We start from the raw sequence: 23,316 nt of genomic DNA, 5'->3' as shown, positions 1-23,316 counted from the left end.
AATGATGCATGTTCGTGCGACCCTCATCGTTCTCGCGCTGGCCGGCTCCAGTCCTGTGCTGGCCAGCGATCCTTGCGCCGATTTCATTCCGCAACCCAAACCGCAGAACGCGAGCCGGGATATTGTCGGGCAGGATATCGACCAGATCATGGACCGGGGATTCATGACCTTTGCGGTCTATGACGATTATCCGCCTTACAGTTGGACAGAGGCAGGAAAACCGCGGGGCATCGATATAGACATCGCACGGATCATCGCCGAAGACATCGGCGTTGAGGCGCGGTTCAAGTTCGTCAATGCGGGCGAAAATCTTGAAGCGGATTTGCGCAACAACATCTGGCAGGGGCCGGTGATCGGCGGTGCGGTTTCGAACGTCATGATGCGCGTGCCCTATGACAGCGCCTTCAGCTGTCGCGTTGAACAGGTTGTGTTCACGGGTCAATACATGACCGAAAGCATCGCTATCGCATATGTTCAGGACACGTATCCCGATGGCGGTCCGGTCCCGGCCTATTTCCGTTTTGACACGGTTGCCGTCGAAAATGACTCGATTGCCGATTTCTACCTGACCAGTTTTGCAGGAGGTCAGCTGTCGGCTGGCATCCGTCGGTATCCGAGCATGCAGGCTGCAATGGAGGCGCTTGCAAGCGGAGACGTGATGGCTGCGATGGGACCTTTGGCCCAGCTTGAATTCGGTGCGGCTGAAGGGATCGCCGTGCATCAACCGCCGTTGCCCGGCTTTGCCAAATCGAAATGGACCCTTGGTACCGGCAGCCATTACGCCTATCGCGGCTTAAGTTACACGGTGGACGATGCCATCTTTGCTGCCCTGTCCGACGGCCGGATCGAGGCGATTTTTGAAAGCTACGGGCTGACCCATCACAACCCGGAAAGATAGCCTTTGCTCAGGCTCCCGGTCGCATAGTTCCTCAATATCTTTCAGGACATGATCGAGTGTCCTGAACAGAACCAAGGTGACCCCGCCGATGCGCCAAGGCCAAAGATGGCCAGGCGCAAAACTCCGGTCTTGGAAACGGGATTGCTGGTCTGTACATGGTCCTCGCGCATACCTTTTTTCGAGTTGGTGATGATGGCAGCACCCTGTCGGACCTGTCTTGAGCATGAGGACAATCAGATGGACCTGATGTTCCCATACGCATCGACCACGGTGATGCGGTGCAGATGCGCCGCGTTTTTCAGCTGCTCAAGTGCGTCGCGGTCCATGAAAACCGCCGCCGTTGACAAGGCATCCGCCATCGTGGCTGACTGCGCCTCGATGCTGACAGTAGACCAGATCGGCATTTCCCCGCGCGGGCCAAGGATGTGGGTTTGATTGCCCAACACCATCGCCGCAGGGCTGGAGGTGGCAATTGCCATATCGCGCAGTTGGCGGCTTCCAAGATGGCCGAGGGTCGGGTCTTCGAACCCAAGTGTGAACGGTCCACCGATCGCCACCTGTTCTCCGATGTTCAACAGCGCTTGTGTGGCTCCATGCCGAACAAGCATTTCGCGCATCGCGTCCGTTGCGAACCCTTGGGCGATGCCGTTGAAGGTGAGCGCCTGATCCTTTTGCAATTCGATCATCCGGTTCGACCAGCGCAGCCTGTGCCAGCCCATTGCTCTGCGTGCAGGCTCCGGATCACGTTCAAGGGCCAAAGCGCGCCACAGTGGCTGGATCGTGGGATCAAAGAGCCCGTTCGACAGGCGATGCGCGATCTCCACCTGCGCCATCAGGTTCAGCATCAGCGCATTCGGTGTGCGAAGCCTCCCCGTGCGGTTCAGCAGTGACAGATCAGAGGTATCTCGAAACAGGCTGAATGTTTGCTCCACCTTGTCCAGCACCTTTGGCACATCCAGCAAGGCGGGCTCCGTCAACTCTCGCGGGCCATAAAGAGTGACCGTCACATCCGCTCCCAGCGCCTGGCCCGACCATGTGTCGGCACGCGCAAAGGCAGGGGCACAGGCAAAGGCGGCAGACAGGGTCAGGAAGCGGCGTCGGTTCATTCGGCAGGCACCGTGTTTGGGTGACCCAGTTCGCGTGGTGCGCGCCGTCCGGCGCGCGCCTTGAGGATAAGCGGTACGCATTGATCCGCATCGTCATGAATGGTCACGCAATCAAGGCATTGAAAGCATTCGGAATACTGGATCGCACCTTTATTTGTGATCGCTCCATAACTGCAATTGACCTTGCAAAGCTGGCAGGGCGATCCGCATTCTATCCGGCGTGGAATCCACCTCCGCAGGCGCAGCGCGCCGCCAATCGCCATCAGCGCTCCCAAGGGACAGAGGTAGCGACAGAAGCCCTTGAAGACAACCATACCAAGCACCAGCCAAAGCGCGGCATAGGCAGCATAGTACCATTCCCGCACGAAAAACGTGGTGATCGCGGTCTTGAACGGTTCGATCTCGGCGGCCTTGTCCATGTAGGATGGGGCAAAGATAGTCACCGCAACCAGCCCGGCGAGCGCCACGTATTTCAGCGATTTCAGCTGGGCATCCCAGCGCGCGCTTGGCTCGATCTTGGGCAATCGCAAGAGCCGCCCCAGGTGATGCGCAAATTCCTGCATCGCGCCGAACGGGCAGAGCCAACCACAGAAGAGGCCGCGCCCCCACAGCACGAAGCCAAGGAGCGCCACACCCCAGATCAGCAGGGAGAAGGGATCGTAGAGCAGGAACGCAAATGACCCGCCCGCCATTGCCGTCTGGAGCCCGGCCAGAGGCGTGACGATGGAGAGCTGCCCCTGTCCCCACCAGCCGATGAATCCCAGCACCACGGCAAGTATGCCCAGCCGCACCGGCGTGAATGCGGCGAGCCCGGCCAGCCGGCTCTGCGCGCCCCAAAGCACCGCCACGAGCACCGTCAGAAATACCGCCAGCACGGTGAGATCGTTTTGCCGGTTGTAGATCGCCTCTTTCCAGGGGGGCAGCTTCTCCACCTTCACCGGCCGAGCAAAGAACCTTTCGTCCGTCACATGGGTTGCGGCCAATTGCACTGACCCGATCTCCGGCTGGAACATGCCATGCTCGCGAACCGCCTCGACGATCAAGGTCCACTCGCGTGTCGGATCGAAGCCCAGCCGTCGGTCGGTGCGCAGGATCATTGCCACCCCGTGATGCAGAGCGTCCGGCACCGTGTCGCTCAATTCAACAAAGAGATCCGCATCGCGCAGGGCAACAGGGAACCCTCCCTGTTCTGCCCCGATCCAGTCGGGCGCAGTGTTGCGCACGAACGTCTCCGACACCAACCCGTGTCTACCGCTGTCGATCACGAGGATCGGCTCATCGAAGGTCGAGATCGACATGAACCTGTCCAGTTCCTCGATCGTGTCCTCGTCCAAGAGCACGCGCGCGATCGACTTTGGCCCGACATCTGCGATCCACAGGTCAAGATAGGGCGCATCAGGATCATCCAACGCGTCGGCGTCGTCATCCTCCCAAACGGTGCCCGCGAACAGTGCCTGCACTTCGGCATTGCTTGCCACGCGCCGTGTGATCAAGCCCTGTGTCACCAGATCATCCCAGGTCAGCACTTCGGTATAGGCAGGATCCGGGTAGGCCGGTGGCCCAGACGCGATCCCCTGCATCTTTTCGCGCGCCACCTGCAACGCCGCCGCCAGCACCGACTCGTGCGCGATCCGCACCGAGGCCGTCGCCTTGGTCACCCCGTCGAGATAGATCAGCTGCCCACCGCCATCTGCCGCACCATATGGCGAGCCGACGACGAGGGAATCACTGATCGAATGCCCACGATACTGCTCGAAGAATGCGTGGAACGGCGCCTGACCCAGCCCCGACACGAAGATCGGCTCGTTATGATCGAGCAGCTGCACATCGAGGAACCGACCGTCCAGATCCAGCACCACCAACACATTCACCGGTGCGCCGGAAAAGCCGGGCAGAGGGGCCATCGGCTCAGTCTGGAATACGTAACCGGCATGCGCCCCGCCCGAATTCAGCAGCTCATAAACCCCGTTCTCGGAAATCAACTCCCCCAGGCTCATCGGCGCGAAAATCCGGGCTGCGAGCTCCTCCTCGGCTAAAACCTCCCCCACTGCGCTAACTGCGCTCACACACCACAAAACCGCGGCGAAAATGAAACGAAGACCTGCCATGACTGCGATAGTAAAAGCACCACCCGCGCCGCCCTATTGGACCTTCGTCCAAGAGCCACGCAGGCCCGACATCCCCTATGGTGCAACCATGCGCGCACCGCCCCATGTCACCCTGATCTCGCTTGCTCTGCTGATCGCCGCCTGGACGCTCGGTGCCTGGGTCATGCAGGATGCGGACATCCTGCCCACGCCGCTTGCCGTCTGGCACGAGATCGCCGAAGAAAGTGCGTCAGGCGCACTCTGGTATCACATGGCCAGCACCCTGCGCCGCGTGGCACTGGCCTTCACCCTTGCGATGACCGTGGGCACGACCCTCGGCATCCTCATGGGCCGGTCCGAGCGGCTCAACATGTGGCTCGACCCTTGGGTCACGGTCTTTCTGAACCTGCCCGCGCTGGTGATCATCGTGCTCTGCTACCTCTGGATCGGGCTGAACGAGGTCGCGGCCATAATCGCCGTTGCACTCAACAAGACCGCCATGGTCACCGTCACGATCCGCGAAGGCGTCCGCACGCTGGACCGGAGCGTCCGCGACATGGCACAGGTCTATAGGCTCAGTCCGATGACCCGCCTTCGCCACGTGATCTGGCCACAGCTTGGGCCATTCGTGGCCACCAGCACCCGCAACGGGCTTGCCGTGATCTGGAAAATTGTGCTGGTGGTCGAGTTTCTAGGGCGCTCCAATGGCGTTGGCTTCCAGATCCACCTCTATTTCCAGCTTTTCGACACTGCGAGTGTCATGGCCTACGCGCTGGCCTTCACCGGCGTGATGCTCAGCATCGAGTACGGGCTTGTGCAACGGTGGGAGAGGCGGTCCTGCGCATGGCGGCGGGCGTGATCCGAGACCTCGCAGAATGAAGCCCCCTAATTCTGTGCGTAAACGCGACTGCCGTTGGGAAAAGGCTGCTCTTGGCAGGTTCAAGCCCCTTACCGAATGTCTTGTAGAACCACGCATGACCCGAGCGAAAGACGGCGCTCAATAGGCGAACGCCCTTGCAGAAATCTGCGGGGGCGGTTTCGTCACCGAAAAGTCAGCTGTGCGAACCTTCCTGTCGTTGGCCGCACAAGCTCGGTTTCCGAGGTGATCACGGATGTGATCCGGAGGGATCATATTTTGTTCTCTGATCTGTCAATGCGCTTTTCCAATTGCTGTCGATGTCTGAGGTTGCCTTCGTTCTCTTTGATCTCGGGGGCTTAGGATGGGGTCGGCTGGCGATGGGTCGGCAAGGTTGAAACCGCAACTGGCCGAAGCCGCTGCTACAGAATACACGCCGTGTCCTGCGCCCTCCCTCGGGCATCGGTCCCGCTGGGAACCGGTGTTTGGAATCCTCGCTTTGAACTTTGCAATTTCAGCCCGCTTTGAAGTTCGTCTGGTCTCGCATGATGGCATGAAGAATGATTGCGGGACGTCTGGCCAAAGCCACGCGCGCCTTTCGCATCGTAGACCGGGCAGCGATTGCCAGCGCCCATGATTTCACCGAGAGCGGCGCGGCACATCTGGTCAGCATGACATTTGCTGCCTCGCAATGGAGCGTCCGAACTTTGACATCACCTCGTTTCGAGATTCTCCCAGTGTAGTCGATCTCGCCAGATTGATGTCGTTATGGCACCAGCCCGAGAGAGGCCGCCACATCGCGAGATTTTCAAAATCGATGCGGATCATCAATTGCTGCGGCAAAGGCCAATGCCGTGATCGGACCGGCGCCAGGTATTGTCATCAGGCGCTGACAGACTTTGGATCTCGGGGTCATCTTCTTGATATCACCATCAATTGCAGCAACGGCCGCCAGAATGGCTTCACGTGCTGCAAACAACCCACAAAGTGCGGCATGGAGGGCGGATCGAGCGACATTTGATTCATCGTCTGATCATATTGATATGGATCAATGCGCATATGCGTCGGAACGCATAGCAAGTCTTATATGCAGAATATCCTGACCGCCCTTTGCGACCCGACCCGCCGCGCAGCTCTCGCCCTTCTTTGGGACGGGGGTGAGCATTGCGTTTGCGAATTGATGGCACGGCTTGACGCCAGCCAAAGCAGAATGTCGCGGCACATGAAAATCCTGTCGCAGGCCGGGCTGGTGGTTGCACGGCGGGACGCACAATGGGTGCGCTATCGCCAGAACACTGATCTTGCACCCGAATATGCCGCCGTCATCGACGCGGTTCTGGCCGCCGAATACCGAGCTCGAGAGGAAGTCGCATGACGGTTCAAACTCATGATCCCGTCCCACATCGCGATACACCCGACTGGGCTTGGTATATCGGCGTGCCCGCCATGGGTGCGGTCCTCTACCTCCTGTATGGTCAGCTGATCCCGATCTCGGAATGGGTGACGGCGCTGTTTCCGGTGGCACGCGACAGCCATACCGGTGAGGCGATCGCCTTTTTCGTCTATGACGTGCCCAAGGTGCTGCTGCTTTTGACCGGAATTGTCTTTGTCACCGGCGTGTTGCGCAGCTGGTTCAGCCCGGAGAAGACCCGCGCGATGCTGGCGGGCAAGAACCAGATCTGGGGCTACCCTCTGGCCTCGCTTCTGGGTGTGCTGACACCGTTCTGCTCGTGCTCCTCGGTGCCGCTCTTCATCGGCTTCGTCTCGGCGGGCATCCCGCTGGGCGTCACGTTTTCCTTTCTGATTGCCGGGCCGATGGTGGGGCCGGTGGGGCTCGGCCTGCTCTACGGGCTCGTTGGCTGGCAGATCGCCACGATCTACCTCGTCTTTGGTTTCACAATCGCCACGGTTGCGGGATTTGTCCTCGGACGCATGGGGCTGGAGCGGTATTTGCAGGACTGGGTGCGCGAACTGAACGCTGGCCCCGTGGGCGATCTGCCGGAGGAACGGCAGACCCTTGTCGACCGGCTGAAGATCGGCGCGGAACAGGTGCGCGAGATCGTCGGCAAGATCTGGATCTGGGTGCTCGTCGGCATCGGTATCGGTGCGCTGATCCACGGCTACGTCCCAGAAGAGATGATGCTGCGGATCATGGGCGGCGAGGCGTGGTGGTCGGTCCCGGCAGCGGTCGTTGTGGGCGTGCCGATGTACACCAATGCGGCAGGCGTGATCCCGATCGTCGAAGCGCTGCTGGGCAAAGGGGCGGCGCTTGGCACGACGCTGGCCTTCATGATGTCGGTGATCGCGCTGTCGCTGCCCGAGATGATCATCCTCAAGCAGGTGCTGACAGGACGGCTGATCGCGATCTTCATCGGGGTCGTCGCCGGGGGCATCCTCGCCACCGGGTTTCTGTTCAATGCCATTTTGTGATCCTGAAAGGTTCTGAATCATGTCCAGCAACCAACATTGGGATCGGGCCTATACCGCCCGCGATGCAACCGCACTGACGTGGTTCGAAGCAACGCCCGAAGCCTCGATCCGGCTTGTGCGTCAGTGCATGCATGCAGGCGGGGCGCTGGTCGATATCGGCGGGGGATCTTCTGCATTGGTTGACCATTGCCTTGACGAGGGGATCGGGCCGGTCACCGTTCTGGATCTGTCCGCAGAGGCACTGGCCATCACCCGCGCTCGGCTGGGCAATCGCGCGGACAGCGCAAACCTGATCGTGGGCGATGTGCGCGATTGGACGCCAGACCGATCCTATGATCTGTGGCACGACCGCGCCGCATTCCATTTCCTGACAGATATGGAAGATCGCCAGCGCTATCTGCATACGCTTGATGCGGCGCTGCGCGCCGGCGGCGTGGCGATCATTGCCACCTTCGCTTCAACGGGCCCCAGCACCTGCTCGGGCCTGCAAGTGCAACGCTATGCACCGTCTGAACTGGCGGACACCTTGGAAGAGCTTGCCCCTGGCCTGCTGGCACCAGTGCAGTCCGAACTGCTGGCGCACCAAACGCCGAAAGGGGCGGTGCAGGATTTCCAGATCTCGGTTTTCAGAAAGAAGGAACAGACATCATGAAAAACGTCAAGGTCTACGGCCCCGGCTGTGCGCGCTGCGCCACCACCGAACAAATGGTCAAGGACGCCGCAACCAGGCTGGGTGTCGAGGTAACCGTTGAAAAGATCACCGACGCAAAATCCATTGCCATGGCGGGTGTCATGTCGACGCCGGGCATCTCGGTGGACGGCAAGCTGGTGCACACGGGTGGCTTGCCTGATGCGGCAAAGCTTGAGGCTTGGATCACCACATGATCCGCGCGGGTATTGCAGCGGTGTTGATGGTGGTGCCAGTGCTTGCGCAGGCGCAAATGCTGGAGGTTCAGCCGGTGACAGACAATGTCTGGGCCATCGTTGGCGAGACCGAGCAACGCAGCGAGGCCAATCTGGCCAACAACGCCACGTTCGGTCTGGTCGTCACGCCCGAGGGCGCGGTGCTGATGGACCCGGGCGGATCGTACAAGGGCGCCGAGATGCTGCATGACGCGGTGCGCACGGTCACCGATCAGCCGGTGGTCTATGTGATCAATACCGGTGGGCAGGATCATCGCTGGCTCGGTAACGGCTACTGGCAGGCGCAGGGCGCTGTGGTGATCGCAAGCGAGGCTGCCGTGACGGATCACAGGGACCGCGCATCCCAGCACATGAGCGCGCTTGCGCAGTTTCTGGGCGGTGGGCTGGACGGAACCGAACCCGCTTATGCACACGTGACCTTTGCAACGGATCATACGCTCGACTTCGGGGGCTTCAGTTTCGAGATCATGCACCGCGGCCCGGCCCACACGCCCGGCGACAGCTTTGTCTGGCTGGAGGAGCGCGATGTAATGTTCACCGGCGATATCGTCTATGTCGACCGCATTCTGGGCAACGGCCCCGCGCGCAATGTCAAAAGCTGGATCGCGGTGTTCTCGGAAATGGCTGCCTTTGAGCCCACACATATCGTGCCGGGCCACGGCCGCGCCACCGATCTGGCCACAGCCACGCGCGACACACACGACTACCTTGTCAACCTGCGCACGCAGATCGGCGCGCTGATCGACGAGGGTGGAGACATCATGGATGCCCCCGCGATTGACCAATCGGCCTGGAGCTATCTGGAACAGTTCGACAGCCTTGCAGGCCGCAACGCACAGGCGGCCTATGAAGAAATGGAATGGGAGTGATGCTGGAATACCATGTCACCGCCCGTCGCATCGACAGCCATGGATCAGAGGCCAGTGCCAAGGCGGCGAGGATCGTTCTGAACACCGATGAAACCGACCAACGACTTGACCTGCTGCACCGCAACCTCCGCAAATACGGCACGATTTCGAACACACTCACTGATGGACCTGTCGCGTAATTGTGCCGCCCCAAGTGCTCGTTTAAGCCACTTTCCGTTCGAAGGCGACCGGGCTTTTCCAGCCGCTCGGCGAGCAGCGGCAAGAGCGGATCTCGACCGCCAGTTGTCAGACGTGCGCCACAGGCTTCCCGCAGGCGGAAATGGCCGTGATCGGATGAGGCAACGAAACCAGCCGTGCCACGACCCAATGCAGCGCTCACTTCGGCCAACATCGTCATCTGTTCCGGGCCGGTCAGGTCATCCCACGTGGACACATGCCGAGGGGAGGGGATCAATCCGGCCTCACGTGCATGCAGATCGGGCAGGTGAGGCGCGGGTCAGTCACACTCTTTCAGATTGATCCATTTTATAGAGACCATAGGTAAGGATCGCCGCTGGCATGTTCAGGCACCGGGGCGATGCGTCACCGAAGCAAGCGGTGCTTTCCGGCCTCAATCCCCTCCGGAAAAGTGGGACCCAAATCCGAAAAAATCCAATAAACATGGTGAAAGAAAAAAGTCCCACCGCCTCGTAGATTATTACAACAAAAACAAAAAGGTGTGCCGCAGGGGTAACGTTTTGGGGCTGGTCCACCGATCAGACATACTTGCCGCACTGATCCACCTGGGATGAAGCTCAACCTTCCCCTCATCGCCCGGGGCTCTGCGCCAGCGAAAATAACATCACGAACTGGCAGAAAACGGTCTGAGTTCCTGAAAGTTTGCAAGGCGAGCCGGCGTCTCGTGGCAGCAACCGTCACGCCGCAAGGTGCATCGAAAAACGTTCAGGAAAGCAACCATTCGCCGCACAAGGCACGAATGGCTGCTGTGTTGTCAGTTGGTTTGCTTCAGGTCGCTGTAACTGCCCCGCACTTGCAAAGTCACGGTGATGTCCGTGCCGTCGCGGTTGCGCCAGAACCAGCCGTGTTCACCCGCGAAAGGCGCCTCGATCAGGCCCTCTCCGTCGGTTGCCCCGCGGCCCCGGTCGCAGTCGATTGACTGGCCGTCACCATGGGCGTGCAGGTCAAAGTTGATCCGGCCGCCTGACGCGACCCACATGTATTCCGCGACATCCCCCTCAGCCATCACCAGCTTGATCTCGGCCGAGGCGTCGGGGGCCAGAGTGAATGTCACGGTATCGGTCCAGACGCCTTGCGCGTTGGCCATGCCGACGAAGAGGCCAAAGATATCGTCGATGACGCTCGACGATCCCTCTGCGTGGATCTCGGCATCGTGTGCGGCTTCTTCGGCCAGTTCGCGCTTGATCTCGCCCATCTCGGTCAAGCCCAGAACGCGACCCACGCCCGTCGGGTCGATCGCGTGTTCGGCGGGCAGGTAGGCAGTGACGAGGATCACCGCGGCGCCAATGGCCGCAAGGATGGAGGAGCGGAAGAGTTGCGCCTTGCTGGGCAGGTCTTCGAGGCGGGGGTCGGGGGCATTATGCATTTGTTTTTCTCCGAGATGTCATGTCGAGGCGATGTAACCGGCGATTTGCTGTCCAGTCAGGATAACGCCGAGGACGATCATGATGATGTTGGCGACGGTGGCCTGCCGCATGAAGTTGGGGCTGCGCCGCCAATAGCCCATCACGATCAGGATGACCGAAAGGGCGAGAAGCTGGCCGATCTCGACACCGACGTTGAAAGCCAGCAAGTTGGCAAGCAACCCGTCTTCGGCGATCTGGTATTCGAGAATCTTGGTGGCCAGACCCGTGCCATGGAACAGTCCGAAGATCAGCGTCGCAGCCTTGGTATCAGGCTGAAACCCGAACCATTTCTGATAGGCCCCAAGGTTGTCCAGCGCCTTGTAAACCACCGACAGGCCGATGATCGCGTCAATGATATAGGCGTTGATGCCCCAGCCATACCAGACGCCCAGCAGCATCGTGACCGAATGTCCGATGGCGAAGATGCTGACATAAACGGCCACATCCTTCATCCGGTAAAGGAAGAAGACGACGCCAAAGAGGAACAGGATGTGGTCGTAGCCCGTCACCATGTGCTTGGCGCCGAGATAAATGAAGGGAATGATATGCACTCCCCATATTTCCTGAATGTAGCCCGCGTCACCCGGGGTAACGTTGTGGGCCAGCGCTTGCGCCACGCTTGAGGCATAAAGGGCAAGCACCGTGAGTGTCAGGGCCGTCGCGCGGCGTGATGCCAGCGCGTTCAAGCCCCGTGAGATCGAGGTCATGGATGGTCTCCGTTATGTGCAATTGGAAGATCGGTGAGGCCACTCAGGGGTGTGGCACCGGTCACGCACGTGGAGGTCGGTCGATCCTGAAGCTCTGGGCGGGACCGCCGAGCGACACCCACAACCGCCACGAAGACCGCTCGATGGTCGCGGCATCCGAACCAGAGTCAGTGGCGAGGAAAGGCTGATTGTGATCGTGATCGGCCGAGTCGTGGCTGTGGCCGTGCAACACCCATGCCAGATCCTCTGCAAAACCATGCGAATGGCCATGCACGACGATCACCTCGAGATGATCCTCGATCGTCTCCAGGACTGCTGGAGCATGGGTCGCGGCTGGCAGAACCGACCAGACGATCAGCGACAGGCAGAGCAGGGTCGCAAACGCCTGCCGTCCAAATGTCGCCAAGGCTTTCATCATTCTTGCCTGCCCGTTCCTGCGATCCAAAGCGAGGTCGTCTTGCTTTATCCCCCAGGGGAGGATACCGTTGTTCTATGACAAAACCGCATATCCACGCAAGCCATCCGGCTTTGGTTGCTCGGCTGAAACGGGCCGACGGGCACCTGCGCTCTGTCATCGCCATGATCGAGGACGGCAAGCCCTGCCTGCAGATCGCGCAGCAACTCTATGCGGTCGAAAAGGCCGTGGTCAACGCCAAGCGCGCCCTGATTCACGACCACATGGATCACTGTCTCGATACAGAACATGTGCCCGAGGATCGGTCCGACCTCAAGAGCATCGCCCGTTACCTATAGGGTCTGACATGCTTAGCATTCTCGCCGACCGTACCTATCGCCACCTGTTCCTCGCACAGGTCGTGGCCCTGCTGGGCACGGGGCTTGCAACCGTTGCGCTCGGGCTTCTGGCTTATGATCTGGCGGGTGACGATGCGGGGATGGTGCTTGGCACTGTCTTCACCATCAAGATGGTTGCCTATGTCGGCATCGCGCCGATCGCCGGCGCCTTCGCTCTGCGCGTGAACCGACGCGCATTTCTGGTGGGGCTGGATGTCGTTCGGGCGGGGGCAGCGCTCTGCCTGCCGTTTGTCACCGAGATATGGCAGGTCTATGTGCTGATCTTCTTGCTCCAATCAGCCTCGGCCGCCTTCACGCCGACCTTTCAGGCAACCATTCCGGATATCCTGCCCGAGGAGGCCCGCTATACCCGCGCACTCTCTCTGTCACGACTGGCCTATGATCTGGAGAATATCGTCAGCCCGACCCTTGCCGCGCTGTTTCTGGCGGTGATGAGCTACCAGTCTCTGTTTCTCGGGACAGTTGTGGGCTTCGCGGCCTCAGCGCTTCTGGTCGTGTCCGTGTTGCTGCCAAGCCCCAAGGCCTCCGCACCACGCGGCATATATGACCGGACCACGCGGGGCATCCGCATTTATCTCGCCACGCCGCGCCTGCGCGGGCTTCTGGCACTGAACCTTGCCGCCGCGGCGGCCGGTGCGATGGTGCTGGTCAACTCGGTTGTGCTGGTGCGTGGCACGCTGGGACTGAATGAGGCCGCACTTGCCTGGACCATGTTCGCCTTCGGCGCAGGCTCGATGCTGGCGGCGCTGGTGCTGCCGAAAGTGCTTGACCGCATGGCCGATCGACCGGTCATGGTTGCAGGTGCGGCGCTCATGGTGATTGTTCTGTTGGCGCTGGCCGCAGAGATTGCCATGCTCGGTCTGGACTGGTTGTTCCTTCTGGGCGCATGGCTTCTGGTGGGTTTGGGCTATTCAGCAGTGCTGACACCGTCTGGTCGCCTCCTGCGCCGCTCTGCCCATGTCGAGGACCGACCTGCGCTGTTTGCCGCCCAGTTCGCGCTCTCCCATGCCTGCTGGCTTGCGACCTATCCGCTCTCGGGCTGGCTGATGACCCGGTTTGGCCCTGTGATGGCCCTCGGTGTGCTGGCGGCGCTGGCTTGCTTCGGGGCGCTGACGGCCCTGCGACTTTGGCCAAAAGAAGACCCGGAGGTTCTCGAGCACACCCACGAAAACCTGCCGCTCGATCACCCGCATCTCAAGGGCGAGCGGCATCATGCGCACGCTTTCGTCGTGGATGACGAACACCCCCGATGGGCGTCACAGCTCTAAAGAGCCATCCGGCATCTCGGTAGAAGGCCCGGCACAGACGGCAGAATCTGTCTGAAACAAATTTGGAATATACGCCATCATCTTGTCTTGGGTGAAAAAAACGCCGTGAGGTTCCGAGCGGAACAGCCAATGTCGAACAAGCGAGAGCGGGATCAGCCAGGTCTTGGAGCGTTCAAAGTCCTTTATGCATGCAAAGATATCAGGCGACTTCGAACCAGCCCATCATTCCTGATTTCTGGTGGGACAGCATGTGGCAATGGAGCATCCAGACGCCTGGATTGTCGGCAACGAAAGCGATCTCGATGGTTTCGTCAGCTCCGATCACGACTGTATCACGAACATCACCTCTTCGGTTCAATGTGCCGCTGCGCGTCAGAACTTCGAAATGATGACCATGCAGATGAATGGCATGCGGAAACATCGAGTGGTTGGACATTTCCAGATGCACCGTCCGGCCAAGATCGGTGCGGAACATCGGGCTGTCCATCTTGTGGGCAACCCCATTGAAGGCCCAGACCATTCCGTTCGAGGCCAGTTCCCGGAAGTCCATGGTTCGGCCTTTGAAAACGGCCTCACTCATGCCACGCATTGCGCCGCCATCCATCACCAATGTTTCGCGTTGTGGATCCAAGAGCTCTGGTGCCTTCAACGAGTTCCAAGCCGGCAGTGGTCGCACGTCTGGTCCTGATGCGGTCATGGGCTCTCCGGAATGGACGAATGCGGCAATTTCCACCCATTCCCGATTGCCGGGATCCAGCAGCAGGCTGGCGCGTTTTTCGCCGTCCAGCTGCCCGTCGATCACCACGTCCGCCCTCTGCGCCGGGCCAAGAACGAGTGTTTCAATTTCGCGAGGGGCCACTGGGTGGCCGTCCAGTGCAATCAGTCGCGACGACATGCCCGGCAGTGCAATTGGCATGATCCGGTCGGTTGCAACGTTGATGATCCGCAAGCGCACGCGTTCGCCGGGTCGGATATCGAGATCGGGATAGGCTGAACCGTTCACCGTGACACTGTTGCCCATGCGACCGCCATGGGAAGCCGCGTGCAGATCGTCCCATCTTCCTTCGACAAGGGCCGCATCGGCATTCAGCAGCCAGTCGTCAAGAACGAGCACCATCTCACGCGTCGCAGCCCCGTCTTCACCAAGCCAAGGCTCTCGATCTTCCACGATCAGCGGGCCAGCGAGACCACGCGCGACCTGTTCCCAGCTCCTGTTGTGAGAATGATACCAATAGGTGCCGGGATCAGGGGCGACGAAATCATAGTCAAAGCTCTCGCCAGGCGGCACAACGGCCTGAGTCAGAGGGGCGGCACCATCCATCGCATTTTCAATCCGGATGCCGTGCCAGTGAACGGCGGTTGGTTGCGGCAGGTCGTTCACAAATCGATAGCGGACACGCTCTCCGGCGGTGAGCCGGATTTCAGGGCCGGGCACGGTGCCGGCCTTGTCGGTTGAATAGGCCCAGACGGGTGTCGCAGGGTACCCCAAAGGCGCGAGTTGGGCCGAGGCGGGAGACGCTCGCAAGACCGGGAAGCTCTGATCGCCAAAAACAGGTGGTGCCACAAAGGCCGAACCTCCGAGAGCCACTGCCCCCTTCAAAACAGAACGTCGGGACAATGCGCGCATGATTGCTTTCCTCTTCACGGGGTTTCCGAAGGTGTGGTGGTGGGTGTCCACAAAGCACATGCCATGAGACTATGCATTATGGCCCTTATTTCAAAGTGGATCGCGTGCGGCAGACAGCGCGCGGTGGCGAGCGGATTGAAGGGTAGAGTTGGAGCGACCCTGCATTTGTGATACGCGGCGGAGGTCATCGCCGAGGTGAAAGTCATTAACAGCATTCGCATCGGTACGCGCTAGGGTGCGCTGACGGTGCTGAGCGCTGCCGTGACCATCAGAACAGCGGCAATCAGTCCAGCCTCAATCTGCAACGAGACACGCATCTGTGCTGCCGCTGCGGGCGCGCCGCTATGCAATGCAGGTGTCAGTCGCAGCTTGTTCCATGCCGCAAATCCCAGGATGCCAGCGACCAGCGCAAGTTTGAAGGCGAAGAACTGGGAGTAAGCCGAGGAGAGCAGCGCAACACCCCACCCAGTGAGAACCAAAAGGGTTACAACCCCCGCCAAGACCAATACGGGCACGACCAACAGCGCCTTGCGTCCAAATTCTGCAGCAAAAGCGCCAGTGGCCTGCGGACTGGAGTACCAAGAAAGACGCAGAAGCGCCAAGACCGCTCCGAGCCAGAAGGCCAGCCCTAGCATGTGAACGGTCACCAACACCCCAAGAAGAAACCGGGGGTCTTCCAGGGCATGGCCGCGCATGGCAAAGGACGCAGCGACGAAAATCGTTCCGAGCGCTGCGGAATTCCGCCCAAACCGGTTGCGCGACACGATTCCGAGGATCAGGCCCAGTCCGACGAGACGTAGTGCGACGGCGGTGCCCAAAGGGCTTTCCAAGACAATGCCGAAGATCATTGGGTCCAGAGCACCAGCCCATGTACCACCCATAAGGAAACTTGCCCTGATGGGCAGCCGTAGAACCGAAAAAACGGCCGAAGCGATGGCCATCAGAACCGCGATACGCCTCAGACGCCGATCTTCATCCTCTGGAAGCGTCCGCACGGAAAGCAAAATCAATACCAAGCCTGCAGCCAGCAGCGTGGTCGCATAGACCATCGCCTTGATACAGATGGACAGCCAAGTGACTGCATCTGCTGATGCCAGCGCTGCCATCATGGCCGCTTAGTCAGTCACTTCAAAAGAAAACGTTCCCTGCATCGGATGTCCATCCTCAGCCAACCCGCGCCACTGAACCTTGTATTTTCCGCCAGCAAGGACTGGCGGCTTTGCATCGAACACCGTTACCGGCTGCATATTGTCTTGCCGCGTCAACCCGTGTTCTGCGCCGTCCTGATCCGTGAGCGAGATCATCGTGACGCGCATGGGCATGTCGAAGGTCATGCCGATGGTTTCGGGTGATGTGGACAGGACTTCGCCATCGGGCGGAGTTGTGCCTTCTTTTGTCGAATGTGCAACTGCTGCTTGCGACACCAGTGCAATGGCAAAAAAAGCTGCGAGGAATGTGCGGTGAGAAAGAGCCATGACGACTTCCTGTTGAGACTGCTTCAGTTGATACCGTTGGACCGTTGCAACGCGCGAACATAGTCCACGATCATATCCACGTCGCCTGTTGTCAGACCGTCAACAGGGGGCATGTTGCCGTATGGCCAGTGATGACTTCGCACACCATTCATGACGGCAAGGTGAAAAGACTGATCACCATGGTGGCTGGGCTCGTAAATGATGTGCACAAGGGGCGGGCCAATGCCATAGCGCCCAGCCGCGTTGACACCGTGACACGTGGCACAATTGGTCTCGAATGCCCGGGCACCGATTTGTTGCTTGCCAGTCAAGGCGTCAGGGAGAGAGACGGCAACCAATGCGTCACCGATGCCACCTGTCGTTGCGGCCCGTTGTTCGGGCGCTTCAATGAACGCGTTCCATCCGAGGGCCAACAGAACGGCAAGGCCAAGCGCGCCAAGTATGAAGCTCTTTCGCAAGAATTTTCCTTCCCTTCGTCAGTCACAGGCAAAGTCTGGATGACATTGCCTGTGATGCGTTTTTCATCGAGCCAGATCACTCGGGCATCATCGCGCCGATCATGTACATGCCGTCATCACCCTTGATCAGCATCAGGGTAACGCTGTCACCCGCAGAGACCTCACCCATCATCTGTGCCTCCGGAGCCAGAGCGAGGTCCATGGTCATGGCCGGCCAACCGATTTCCGGGATCGGATCATGGCTGACGTTGGCAGTACCGTCCGCAATAGAATTCACGACGGCCTTGGTATGCACCGCACCTTCCATCTGTGCGCCTGTCATCGGCATGTTGGAATGGTCCATGTTGCCATGGTTCATTTGGGCAAACGCCGCAGGTGCCGTGAGCAAGACTGCAGCTGTGATCAAAGTCAGGTGGTTCATGTGTTGCCTTTCTGGTTGAGGTAAAGCTTTCGAAGTCATTCCGCGGGAACCGCGCTGGGAGGAGATGGCGGCCTCGTGATGGCGGACTGTTGCAATTCACGATTGACTCGTTTCAACGCGAGCCGTTTCCAGATCACGAAGATCGAGGGGATCACGAAAAGGGTCAGAAGGGTCGCTGTGGCCATGCCACCGACCATTGGGGCTGCAATACGCTGCATGATTTCCGATCCAGTACCTGTGCCATACATGATCGGGATCAGACCGGCGAAGATCGTTGCGACGGTCATCACCTTGGGCCGCACCCGGAGCAGAGCGCCCTCGAACACGACGTCCTCCACATCCTGGGATGTCATCTTGCGTGCCTCTGCGATTACCAGCTTCTTTCGTTTCTCCCAGGCGAGGTTGAGGTAGAGCAGCATCACGATGGCGGTCTCCACCGCCACGCCAGCCAGAGCGATGAATCCGACCAGGACCGCGACAGAAATGTCAAAGTTCAGATACCACAGAAACCAGACGCCGCCTGCCAAAGCCACCGGCAGGGCGGCAAGGATGATGCCCACCTCGATCACTCGATTGAAGGCCATGAAGAGCATCAGCGTAATGATCAGCAAGGTTGCGGGAGCGACGAGCTTTAGTCGCTCCTGCATGCGCTCGATGTATTCGTACTGCCCAGACCACGCGATGGAGTATCCGGGTGGAAGGGTCACTTCGCGGGCGACGACCTCGCGTGCTTCCGTGACGTATCCACCCAGATCGCGTCCAGAAATGTCGATGAATACGAACCCCGTGCGACGTGCGTTTTCCGACCGGATCATTCCCGGACCGTCAACCACCTTGATCTCTGCCATCGCTCCCAGAGGGATATGAGCACCCGATGGCGTCACCACGGGCAGATCGCGCAAGCGCTCCGGACTGTTGCGCCATTCCTGAGGATAACGCAGGTTGATCGGGAAACGCTCCAACCCCTCAACCGACTCCGAGACCTGCATGCCTCCGATGGCGGTCTGTACCACGTCCTGCACGTCGCGCACGGTCATCATGTAACGGGCGGCGGCATCGCGGTTGACGTCGATTTCGACAAAGCGACCCCCAATGGGGCGCTCCGCATAAGCCGACGATGTGCCCTCGATGCCCGCCACGACACGCTCGACCTCGATCCCGATTTGCTCGATCACGCTCAAATCCGCACCCGATATCTTGACGCCCACGGGGGTCTTGATGCCGGTCGCCAGCATGTCGATGCGGTTCTTGATCGGCTGGATCCAGACGTTCGTCACACCAGGGATCTGCACGACACGGTCCAGTTCGTTGCGGATCATCTCCATGGTCATGCCGTCGCGCCATTCCTCTTCTGGGCGCAACTGGATGGTCGTCTCGATCATGGTCAGTGGTGCCGGGTCGGTGGCAGTCTCCGCACGACCAAGCTTGCCATGGACGGTCAACACCTCCGGTACTGTCGCGATCAGCCTGTCGGATTGCTGCAGGACTTCGCGCGCCTTGCCGATGGACACACCGGGATAGAGGGTCGGCATATAGAGGAAATCACCCTCGTTGAGTTCGGGCATGAACTCCGTTCCGATGCGCTGCAGAGGCCACCACATGGAGGCCACGAGGACACCAGCCAGCAGGGTGGTCGCCCAAGGCCAGGCGACGGCGGCATCCAGGAACGGACGGTAAATCCAGATCACGATCCGGTTCAGCGGGTTCTTCCGTTCCGGCAGGATTCGTCCCCGCACGAAATATCCCATCAGGACCGGCACAAGTGTGATCGACAGCATGGCGGCCGCTGCCATCGCGTATGTCTTGGTAAAGGCCAGCGGCTTGAAAAGGCGCCCTTCCTGGCTTTCCAGCACGAAGACGGGCAGGAAGCTGACCGTGATGATCGCCAGCGAAAAGAACAGCGCAGGTCCGACCTCTGTTGCGCATTCGGTGACGATGCGCCACCGGTTCTCATTGTTCAGTTTTTCCTCTTCCAACCGTCGGTGCATCGCTTCGATCATCACGATAGCCGCATCCACCATCGCCCCGATCGCGATGGCAATGCCGCCCAAGGACATGATGTTGGCATTCACGCCTTGGAATTTCATGATGATGAAGGCTGCAAAGATGCCCAAGGGAAGCGACAGCAGGATCACCAGGGAAGACCGGATGTGTAGAAGAAAAGCCGCGCAGACCAGGATGACAACGATGAATTCCTCGGTCAGTTTCTTCTGCAGGTTCTCGATTGCGCGCTCGATCACTCCCGCACGATTATAGGTGGTGACGATCTCGACGCCCTCGGGAAGAGATGCGCGCAATTCCTCGATCCGGGTCTCGACCGCCTGGATGGTTGCCAATGCATTGCCACCCCAACGCAGGATCACGACGCCTCCAACGGCGTCACCCTCGCCATTCAATTCCCCAACGCCGCGCCGCATCTCGGGACCAAGACGGATGTCGGCCACATCTCCCAGCGTCAGTGCCGCGCCCCGCTGGTTCACCATGAGGGGCGCCTTGGCCAGATCGGCAAGATCGTTGACATAGCCGGTGGAGCGGACCATGAATTCAGCCTCGCCCATCTCGATCACCGATCCGCCGGTTTCGCGGTTGGCATTCTGGATGGCAGTCCGGATCTGCGCCAGGGTCACGTCAAAGGCGCGCAGCTTGTTCGGATCGACGACCACCTGGTACTGCTTGACCATGCCGCCGATGGTGGCGACTTCGGACACGCCGTCGACGGTCTGCAATTCATATTTCAGGAACCAGTCCTGTAGCGTGCGCAGCTGCGCCAGATCATGACCGCCGGTGCGGTCGATCAGGGCGTATTGATAGATCCAGCCCACACCCGTGGCATCCGGCCCAAGCTGGGGCGACACACCTTCCGGCAGGTTTGCCGTGATCTGGCCGAGATATTCCAAGACACGCGTCCGGGCCCAGTAGAGATCCGTGCCGTCCTCGAACACGACATAAACGTAGCTGTCGCCAAAAAACGAGAACCCGCGGACATCGCTGGCACCGGGAACGGCCAGCATGGCGGTTGCGATAGGATAGGTTACCTGGTCTTCGACCACCTGGGGTGCTTGGCCTGCAAAAGGTGTGCGAACGATCACCTGCACGTCGGACAAATCCGGGATCGCATCCACGGGAGTTTCTCGGATCGCCCAGATACCGACAACGCCCATCATGATTGCCAGCGCAACGACGATGACCCGGTTGGCGATGGAAGCGCGAATGATGGCAGGGATCATTGAATGACCTCCTGTGCGCGTGTGCCGACCAGCGTCATCGAGAAGTCCGCGTTGCGATGCAGCTGAAGCACGATCTCGTTCCCCACGGGAAGGGAACCGGGATCAAGTGCAGCATCGAGGGCAAAGTCCATGGTCATGCCGGGCATCCCGATCTCGGTCATCGGGCCGTGACTGATGTTGGCCATGCCCGTGTCAAGATCGACAGCGTTGATGGTACCACGGACTTCCATCGGGGCCGCCATCGGTTCAGCCTGCCGGAGGATCATGGTCATCCCGTCTGGTCGTGCAAAAGTCATTTCGACCTCGATACCGATAGGCAGTGCCGTCGGGTCGAGCGCCTCGTCGATGGCAAAGTCCATGGTCATTCCAGGCATTCCGATCTCGACAATCGGACCATGGCTGATGGTCGCCTGGCGGACCTCCGCATCAATCGCATCGATCGTTCCCGACACGACAATCGGCGGAGCGACAGGTTCAGCTGCTGCGAGGACCATCGTCATCCCGTCAGGACGAGCGAAGGTCAGCATGGTTTCAGAACCAACAGGAAGGGCCGACAGGTCCACCGTGTCCGCGATTGCAAAGTCCATGGTCATGCCGGGCATCCCGATCTCGGAAATCGGACCATGCGAAATGGTTGCTGTGCCCGCAGTCTGGTTCAGCACATCGATGATGCCCGATACCATGATCGGTGGCGCTTCGGTGGCCATCGATGCCACCTCTGCCCCCGCCTCTGCTGTCGTCATTCCGTCGGCGCGGACGGCAACAATGGTAAAGAGACCATCGTCACCCTTGCTGAGGTCGAATTCGACAGGAGCATCCAGCGGCACTGTGGACGGATCGAACCCAATGACGGGCATATCCATCTGCATCGCGGGCCAACCCAGTTCCGGGATTGGGTCGTGTGTCAGTGTCAGCGTGCCATCTGCCGTGACCGCCAAGATTTTCCCGTTGCCGGTCGCTGCAATGCCATCATCGCTCCCGAGATCCAGCAAGCCAAGTAGCCCATCCGCTCCACGCGCTGCGCGAAAAGCGACCTGCATGCCCGGCGCAATGCGATCCAGCGACACATCTGAACGAACCGGAAAGCGAGACGTCATGGCAGGCCAATCGAGACTCTCGAGCTCGCCATGCTGAATGGTCGCCATACGTGCCGAGTGGTCCAAAGCAATAAGTTCGCCGGTGCCGCGCGCAGGCGCTTCATCGGTTGGAGCCATGCGCATCAGTCCGGCGCTGAGCGCGCTTTCGCTGTCGATCAGGAATTGGGCCGAGGCAACCACCTCCTCACCCGGCGCGAGTCCCTGGACCACTTCCGTGCGCCCACCTTCACCAAAATTGTCGCGCAGTCCGGTTGTGATCAGGCGCGGCATGAACGTGCCTTCGCCGCTTTTCAGGATCACGCGTTCCGCTGTCCCCGTACGGATGATCGCTTCTGTCGGCACGGTGAGAGCGGTCCGGGAGTGGCCCGGAACAAGACTGACGGTGCCGAACATGTTGGGCCTCAAGAGACCTTCCGTGTTGTCGAAACTCAGGCGCACCGGGAGTGTTCGGGTCTGCGGGTCAAGCTCGGGATAAACATAATCGATCTCACCTTCAAAGGTCCGCCCCGGCAAATGCTCGAACCGTGCGATGGCGCGCATGTCGTCTGTCATGCGAGCAATGTCGCGTTCAAACACATCGACGATCAGCCAAACTTCGCTGAGGTCGGTGATCGAGACAGCTTGAGTGCCTGGCTGCAGAAACATGCCGTCCGCTGCAGCAAGGCCGATCACCACGCCATCGCGCGGAGCTTCGACACGGATGCGCCGCGCCATTTCACCGGTCTCCTCGATCTCTGCGATCTGACTGTCCGTCGCACCATGGCTGCGCAATTTGTTGCGCGCCGCTTCGAGGGAAATGCCGATCCCTTCTTTGCTGGCTCGAAGGAAGTCAAAACTTGCAATGCCGAACTCGGGAGAGAACAATTCGAAAAGCACGTCGCCCTTGCGGACCTGGTCGCCCACCGCACGTACGTTCAGGACTTCGATCCACCCATCGACACGGGTGTGGACGTGACTGGTCAGATGTTCGTCGTAGCCTACAAACCCAACCGTCTCGATGCGGTGTGAAATCTCCGAAACCTGCGCCAGGGCCGTGCGGACTCCGATGGCGTTGATCTCGGCGGCTGACAGCGTCACCTCGGCGGGATCCCCAGAGGGTTCCTGCCCCGCATAGACCGGGATCAGATCCATCCCCATTGGAGATTTTCCCGGACCGGGTTGGCGGAAATTCGGATCCATCGGAGCCACCCAGTAGAGCACCTCTGGCCCGTCATCGTCGGACATGTCTTCCGGGTTCAAATACAATCGTTCCAAGTAGATGCCCCCAGCAACACCTGCGGCTAGCGCAAGAATGCTCAGGGCTGAATATCGTCCACGCATGGTATGCCTCGGTCTGGACCAGCGCAAAGGCGGGTCATTTCCAAACGGTCAAAGCGGGCTGAAGCAGAGGTGCAACAGCTCATCGAAGAA

22 protein-coding genes and 1 pseudogene are annotated in these 23,316 nt (G+C 59.9%); 10 read left to right on the top strand and 13 right to left on the bottom strand.

From position 1 onward, the window contains the following. The first annotated feature begins 1 nt into the window (after position 1). On the top strand, positions 2 to 898 hold the full coding sequence (locus tag IEV82_RS14825; RefSeq protein WP_229747835.1) for a substrate-binding periplasmic protein: 897 nt from the start codon (positions 2 to 4) through the stop codon (positions 896 to 898). A 233-nt stretch (positions 899 to 1,131) separates the two neighbouring features. Here IEV82_RS14825 and IEV82_RS14820 read toward each other — a convergent pair whose 3' ends face one another. Then, on the bottom strand, positions 1,132 to 2,004 hold the full coding sequence (locus IEV82_RS14820; RefSeq protein WP_188482815.1) for an FAD:protein FMN transferase: 873 nt from the start codon (positions 2,002 to 2,004) through the stop codon (positions 1,132 to 1,134). After that, complete coding sequence (locus tag IEV82_RS14815) at positions 2,001 to 4,112, bottom strand: 4Fe-4S binding protein (protein WP_188482814.1); 2,112 nt, start codon at positions 4,110 to 4,112, stop codon at positions 2,001 to 2,003. Before IEV82_RS14815 ends, IEV82_RS14820 begins: the two co-directional genes overlap by 4 nt. On the opposite strand from IEV82_RS14815, the gene IEV82_RS14810 reads away from it, so the two are divergent. Then, positions 4,111 to 4,950 (top strand): ABC transporter permease, encoded by an 840-nt coding sequence (locus IEV82_RS14810; RefSeq protein ID WP_308420444.1) that lies wholly within the window; start codon positions 4,111 to 4,113, stop codon positions 4,948 to 4,950. The genes IEV82_RS14815 and IEV82_RS14810 overlap by 2 nt on opposite strands. 511 nt (positions 4,951 to 5,461) lie before the next feature. Here IEV82_RS14810 and IEV82_RS23645 read toward each other — a convergent pair. After that, positions 5,462 to 5,953: pseudogene (locus IEV82_RS23645) on the bottom strand (transposase); the annotation flags it as partial. Positions 5,954 to 6,034: 81 nt separating this feature from the next. On the opposite strand from IEV82_RS23645, the gene IEV82_RS14795 reads away from it, so the two are divergent. Genes IEV82_RS14795 through IEV82_RS14770 form a run of 6 tightly spaced genes read left to right on the top strand, consistent with a single transcriptional unit; the run spans position 6,035 to position 9,349 of the window. Next, positions 6,035 to 6,322, top strand: a complete 288-nt coding sequence (locus tag IEV82_RS14795; RefSeq protein ID WP_188482812.1) for an ArsR/SmtB family transcription factor — start codon at positions 6,035 to 6,037, stop codon at positions 6,320 to 6,322. After that, positions 6,319 to 7,377, top strand: coding sequence for a permease (locus IEV82_RS14790; protein WP_188482811.1), 1,059 nt, complete (start codon positions 6,319 to 6,321; stop codon positions 7,375 to 7,377). The genes IEV82_RS14795 and IEV82_RS14790 overlap by 4 nt, the downstream gene beginning before the upstream one ends. Before the next feature lie 19 nt (positions 7,378 to 7,396). After that, entirely contained in the window at positions 7,397 to 8,029 is a 633-nt protein-coding gene (locus IEV82_RS14785; protein ID WP_188482810.1) for a class I SAM-dependent methyltransferase, read from the top strand. Continuing rightward, entirely contained in the window at positions 8,026 to 8,262 is a 237-nt protein-coding gene (locus tag IEV82_RS14780) for a thioredoxin family protein (RefSeq protein WP_188482809.1), read from the top strand. Before IEV82_RS14785 ends, IEV82_RS14780 begins: the two co-directional genes overlap by 4 nt. Next, positions 8,259 to 9,170 (top strand): MBL fold metallo-hydrolase, encoded by a 912-nt coding sequence (locus IEV82_RS14775; RefSeq protein ID WP_188482808.1) that lies wholly within the window; start codon positions 8,259 to 8,261, stop codon positions 9,168 to 9,170. The genes IEV82_RS14780 and IEV82_RS14775 overlap by 4 nt, the downstream gene beginning before the upstream one ends. Next, positions 9,170 to 9,349, top strand: coding sequence for a hypothetical protein (locus IEV82_RS14770; RefSeq protein ID WP_188482807.1), 180 nt, complete (start codon positions 9,170 to 9,172; stop codon positions 9,347 to 9,349). Before IEV82_RS14775 ends, IEV82_RS14770 begins: the two co-directional genes overlap by 1 nt. 812 nt (positions 9,350 to 10,161) lie before the next feature. Here the strand turns inward: IEV82_RS14770 and IEV82_RS14765 are convergent. The 3 genes from IEV82_RS14765 to IEV82_RS14755 all read right to left on the bottom strand — a co-directional run bounded on the left by IEV82_RS14765 (position 10,162) and on the right by IEV82_RS14755 (position 11,938). Beyond that, a complete protein-coding gene (locus IEV82_RS14765) occupies positions 10,162 to 10,773 on the bottom strand; it encodes a transmembrane anchor protein (protein WP_188482806.1) in 612 nt (203 codons plus the stop codon). Between the two features lie 18 nt (positions 10,774 to 10,791). Next, complete coding sequence (locus tag IEV82_RS14760) at positions 10,792 to 11,520, bottom strand: HupE/UreJ family protein (protein ID WP_188482805.1); 729 nt, start codon at positions 11,518 to 11,520, stop codon at positions 10,792 to 10,794. Positions 11,521 to 11,581: 61 nt separating this feature from the next. After that, positions 11,582 to 11,938, bottom strand: coding sequence for a hypothetical protein (locus IEV82_RS14755; protein WP_188482804.1), 357 nt, complete (start codon positions 11,936 to 11,938; stop codon positions 11,582 to 11,584). 74 nt (positions 11,939 to 12,012) lie between these two features. On the opposite strand from IEV82_RS14755, the gene IEV82_RS14750 reads away from it, so the two are divergent. Then, positions 12,013 to 12,273: a metal-sensing transcriptional repressor gene (locus IEV82_RS14750; RefSeq protein ID WP_188482803.1), complete on the top strand. Its 261-nt coding sequence runs from the start codon at positions 12,013 to 12,015 to the stop codon at positions 12,271 to 12,273. An 8-nt stretch (positions 12,274 to 12,281) separates the two neighbouring features. Next, on the top strand, positions 12,282 to 13,601 hold the full coding sequence (locus tag IEV82_RS14745) for an MFS transporter (protein WP_188482802.1): 1,320 nt from the start codon (positions 12,282 to 12,284) through the stop codon (positions 13,599 to 13,601). 199 nt (positions 13,602 to 13,800) lie between these two features. Here IEV82_RS14745 and IEV82_RS14740 read toward each other — a convergent pair whose 3' ends face one another. From IEV82_RS14740 to IEV82_RS14710, 7 genes are all read right to left on the bottom strand, one after another. Further along, the gene (locus IEV82_RS14740) at positions 13,801 to 15,165 is read right to left on the bottom strand and encodes a multicopper oxidase family protein (RefSeq protein ID WP_229747833.1); all 1,365 of its coding nucleotides are present in this window, start codon (positions 15,163 to 15,165) and stop codon (positions 13,801 to 13,803) included. A gap of 293 nt (positions 15,166 to 15,458) precedes the next feature. Then, positions 15,459 to 16,334, bottom strand: coding sequence for a CopD family protein (locus IEV82_RS14735; RefSeq protein WP_229747832.1), 876 nt, complete (start codon positions 16,332 to 16,334; stop codon positions 15,459 to 15,461). Positions 16,335 to 16,343: 9 nt separating this feature from the next. Further along, positions 16,344 to 16,703, bottom strand: a complete 360-nt coding sequence (locus tag IEV82_RS14730) for a copper resistance CopC family protein (RefSeq protein WP_188482799.1) — start codon at positions 16,701 to 16,703, stop codon at positions 16,344 to 16,346. Positions 16,704 to 16,726: 23 nt separating this feature from the next. Next, positions 16,727 to 17,014 (bottom strand): c-type cytochrome, encoded by a 288-nt coding sequence (locus IEV82_RS14725; RefSeq protein ID WP_444543191.1) that lies wholly within the window; start codon positions 17,012 to 17,014, stop codon positions 16,727 to 16,729. A 223-nt stretch (positions 17,015 to 17,237) separates the two neighbouring features. Beyond that, the gene (locus tag IEV82_RS14720) at positions 17,238 to 17,582 is read right to left on the bottom strand and encodes a copper-binding protein (RefSeq protein WP_188482798.1); all 345 of its coding nucleotides are present in this window, start codon (positions 17,580 to 17,582) and stop codon (positions 17,238 to 17,240) included. Positions 17,583 to 17,617: 35 nt separating this feature from the next. Beyond that, positions 17,618 to 20,809: an efflux RND transporter permease subunit gene (locus IEV82_RS14715; RefSeq protein ID WP_188482797.1), complete on the bottom strand. Its 3,192-nt coding sequence runs from the start codon at positions 20,807 to 20,809 to the stop codon at positions 17,618 to 17,620. After that, the gene (locus IEV82_RS14710; protein WP_308420443.1) at positions 20,806 to 23,160 is read right to left on the bottom strand and encodes an efflux RND transporter periplasmic adaptor subunit; all 2,355 of its coding nucleotides are present in this window, start codon (positions 23,158 to 23,160) and stop codon (positions 20,806 to 20,808) included. Before IEV82_RS14710 ends, IEV82_RS14715 begins: the two co-directional genes overlap by 4 nt. Positions 23,161 to 23,316: the final 156 nt, after the last annotated feature.

The organism is Marivita lacus (assembly GCF_014637725.1).
GTDB classification, from domain to species: Bacteria; Pseudomonadota; Alphaproteobacteria; order Rhodobacterales; family Rhodobacteraceae; genus Marivita; species Marivita lacus.
The sequence above is the reverse complement of the archived record's forward strand: the minus strand, read 5'-3'. Positions and strand labels throughout refer to the sequence as shown.